Raw genomic sequence first — 3167 nt, 5'->3', positions numbered from 1 at the left:
GTGCGCTTCGACCTGCGGTATCCGGGGCAGGTGTGGGATGAAGAGACGGGGTTGAACTACAACCTGCACCGGTATTACGACCCGGCGACGGGGAGGTATATGCAGGCCGATCCGATTGGGTTGGCGGGTGGGTGGAACCGGTTTTGGTATGTGGGAGGAAACCCACTCGCCTTTACGGATCCAAGAGGATTAGCGGTAGAACTTCGCTGCCGTCCAGCGGACATCGCCGCAGGTTTGGTGAATCATTGCTGGCTTAAAACAGATACGACCGAAGCCGGCATGAATGAGCAAGCAGGTTGTTCCCGGGCTGGTAATGATGCAAGCGGGCTTCCTTTCCAGCATGTTGTTGTATCGGACCATGGATGCGATAAACCCACACTCGCTAAACCATTACCGAATGTCAATGAGACCTGCGTAAATAATGAACTGCAAATTGGCAAACCATTAGGACGCTTCGCACCTCCATTCAACTCCTGCCAGACATTCACGCAAGATGTGATAGATCGGTGTTCACCAAGCGAAGTTAGCAAACCTTATGTTGGCTACCCTAGAGCCAGGAGATAAGCATCATGAAATTTTGGAAATTGCTGCTTTTTACCTTCATTCTTTGCTTAATCTCAGGGATTTTCTTAATGTGGTCACTGCAAACCGCATGGCTCGGTTCTTTCCCTGGAAAAGACAAAAATTTGTATTTGACATGGACACTATTACAGCTAGGCGGTGCTTTATTAGTTATTGCAGTCAACATTACTCTCTGGGTGAAATATTGGCGAAACAAAAAGAGTAAAAAATGAATACCAATTGGATGAATACGTCCGGAGGCCCTTTGGTTGCGGCTGCTGCGGAATACGCCAAATCATGGCAGGGAGTTGAAGGAAGTTCCATCAAAGAAGAAATGATGGACTATGAACGCGCATGCGACGTCAACGATTATCTTGAAACAATACCCTGCGGAGATGGAGAAGCATTGATTTTTGGCGATGAACCGTTGCAATCCGCATTTTTCGTCGTGGATGGTTCCTTGCTCTTGGCACGCTGGGTTCATTGCGACTCTTACGATCTCGCGGATTCAACAATAAAGAATATTACCTTCGATAAATCAGAAAATACCAGTGGCATCATTTTTACCAAAAAACATGGAGGCCTGATTTTTTCGACTCCTCTATTTCCTTAGCTTCAGGAGGATCTTTCTTTTTCAGCTTTGAAATAGTCCCTGGCAACTATCTAGTGACGACAGAATTTCTGAAGAATGGAAAATCTTACGGATTCGTCATACACCGATTTATAAAACTAGATAACTCCTGACACGGGAGAGTGTGAGTCGGGGACGTACGCATTTACTAGTAGCAGTCTCAAATTGCGCGCCCCACTCATGCATACAGTTTGAATGCTTGCTCTATTTTCGGCAGAATGCTATCAAATAAATAGCAAACTATCCAATGAATCCGGCGGCATGGACGTTAAAACACTTCAAGAATTCATATCGGCGTCCCGCCACCGTCATTTCACGCCCTCAGCGCGCACCTGGGCCACGAACGACGACTCGCAAATGGCCTTCGACAGCGCCGGCAAGCTCCTCACGCGCCGGTTCCGCAACGGCTGGCTGCTCTCCTACGGCTACCAGTAAGGGCGCCTCGTCACCATCAAGAACCACTCGGTGCTCTTTATAAATCAACGAATTACCACGCTCCAACTTGAAAATTCGGAGGTTTTTAGAAATTCCTATTACTCAATCGCTTTTCTAATCTTTCTCAATCTCGATGCCTCGATCGACATACTATAAGACTTTTCTCTCTCCACTCGAAAATCCTGCACGCGCTCCGAAAGTGTTTCAGACGAATTGTTGCGTCCAGTACTTACATTCTTTTCTGAAAGATGTGGTTGATTATCAAGGACTTCATTCACAGTACCTCTTGAATGCGCATGCTTAAAAAATATTGCCGGCAAAAATTTAGTACCATCAATAAATTCTATGTTTTTATGCACAACTGACTTTTCTTCCCCACTAGAAAAACATCTAACATTCTTTCTTAGGCTTTCATGCAGGTCATCTAAAACACTGTCTTTCTGATATGCGCAGAGTGCCAAATTCAGGGAAAAAATAATGCAATCGAAATTCGATTTTTGCGCACCTAGACTAACAACCGCTAGATCTCCATTTTCCCCGAGGTATGCTTGCACATTCCTACCCAATGGTTCATAGCCTGCGAGAAATTTAATATCACCTGCCTCACCCTCTCCATATGCAAGCGCCGGCTCAAGCACCACCATAGTACGTTTACCGTCTTGAAATCGCACATCAACTGCCACATGATGAAAGCTTGATGGAGATAACTGGACAAGCGATCTCCAAGCCGGTTCTTGTGAACTTATAAACTCACCAAAAAATGATTGAGCAGAGTCATGGCAACTTAGTTGCAAACCCGAATGGCGCTCGTTATAAGCATTTGCAAGAATATGCTTATTCTGAGCATCGAGTCTAGTTATCTCCTGATTGCTTCCGGATTTTGCGGCGGACAGCGCAGCTTGCGCATAAAATTCTATTTCATGAGAAACGTGATTTGAATTCTGCAAAGATTCTCGCAATGCAATTGCTTTTCTTTCAGCACGAGGTGGAAGTAAGGCAAATTCGCTTTCAGACGTGCTTCTTCGCGGCAAACCCGAGAGCACGCCAGAGTCGCTCTGCGGAGAACTTGCTCTACTTGACGGCGAGCGTTCTCGTTCCATTTGGACAGGACGTTGTGAAGGACGGCTTGTTCGACTCGAGCCAATTCCTAATGAGCGCATGAATTTTTTCATATCGGCCTCACAAATATAATAATTAAAAATTCTATTACTCTCATGCATAGGTAAATATTGCTGATGCGAATCCATTTACCGCAAAACGCAGCAAAGAACCTGGGCAACCTCAACTATGAAGCCCAACCACTCTTGAGCCCGCCCAGCAATTGCTATCAAGACAAGAGCAAACTATTCAATGAATCCGGCGGCATGGACATTAAAACACTTCAAGAATCCATGCCGGCGTCCCGCCACCGTCATTTCACGCCCTCAGCGCGCACCTGGACCGCCAACGACGACTCGCAACTGAGCTTCGACAGCGCCGGCAAGCTCCTCACGCGCCGCTTCCGCAACGGCTGGCTGCTCTCCTACGGCTACCAGTACGG

The 3167-nt window shown here is 46.6% G+C and carries 5 protein-coding genes; 4 read left to right on the top strand and 1 reads right to left on the bottom strand.

The window, feature by feature from the left end:
- From BM144_RS22425 to BM144_RS23285, 4 genes are all read left to right on the top strand, one after another.
- Positions 1-564, top strand: a 564-nt coding sequence (locus BM144_RS22425; RefSeq protein WP_139225819.1) for an RHS repeat-associated core domain-containing protein, incomplete at its 5' end; no start/stop codon positions are given.
- Positions 565-569: 5 nt separating this feature from the next.
- Entirely contained in the window at positions 570-794 is a 225-nt protein-coding gene (locus tag BM144_RS23045; protein ID WP_139225818.1) for a hypothetical protein, read from the top strand.
- On the top strand, positions 791-1174 hold the full coding sequence (locus BM144_RS22420; RefSeq protein WP_092957966.1) for an Imm21 family immunity protein: 384 nt from the start codon (positions 791-793) through the stop codon (positions 1172-1174). The genes BM144_RS23045 and BM144_RS22420 overlap by 4 nt, the downstream gene beginning before the upstream one ends.
- A gap of 279 nt (positions 1175-1453) precedes the next feature.
- A complete protein-coding gene (locus BM144_RS23285; RefSeq protein WP_175526114.1) occupies positions 1454-1627 on the top strand; it encodes a hypothetical protein in 174 nt (57 codons plus the stop codon).
- A 98-nt stretch (positions 1628-1725) separates the two neighbouring features.
- Here the strand turns inward: BM144_RS23285 and xopJ are convergent, their stop codons facing one another.
- Positions 1726-2787 (bottom strand): YopJ family type III secretion system effector XopJ, encoded by a 1062-nt coding sequence (xopJ, locus tag BM144_RS22415; RefSeq protein WP_281246108.1) that lies wholly within the window; start codon positions 2785-2787, stop codon positions 1726-1728.
- Between the last annotated feature and the right edge of the window lie 380 nt (positions 2788-3167).

It is taken from the genome of Paracidovorax konjaci, from assembly GCF_900112675.1.
GTDB classification, from domain to species: domain Bacteria; phylum Pseudomonadota; class Gammaproteobacteria; order Burkholderiales; family Burkholderiaceae_C; genus Paracidovorax; species Paracidovorax konjaci.
The sequence above is the reverse complement of the archived record's forward strand: the minus strand, read 5'-3'. Positions and strand labels throughout refer to the sequence as shown.

Coding starts and splice junctions, on each gene's coding strand:
- xopJ (WP_281246108.1), bottom strand. CDS start 2,787: ATGCGCTCATTAGGAATTGGCTCGAGTCGAACAAGCCGTCCTTCACAA.
- BM144_RS23045 (WP_139225818.1), top strand. CDS start 570: ATGAAATTTTGGAAATTGCTGCTTTTTACCTTCATTCTTTGCTTAATC.
- BM144_RS23285 (WP_175526114.1), top strand. CDS start 1,454: ATGGACGTTAAAACACTTCAAGAATTCATATCGGCGTCCCGCCACCGT.
- BM144_RS22420 (WP_092957966.1), top strand. CDS start 791: ATGAATACCAATTGGATGAATACGTCCGGAGGCCCTTTGGTTGCGGCT.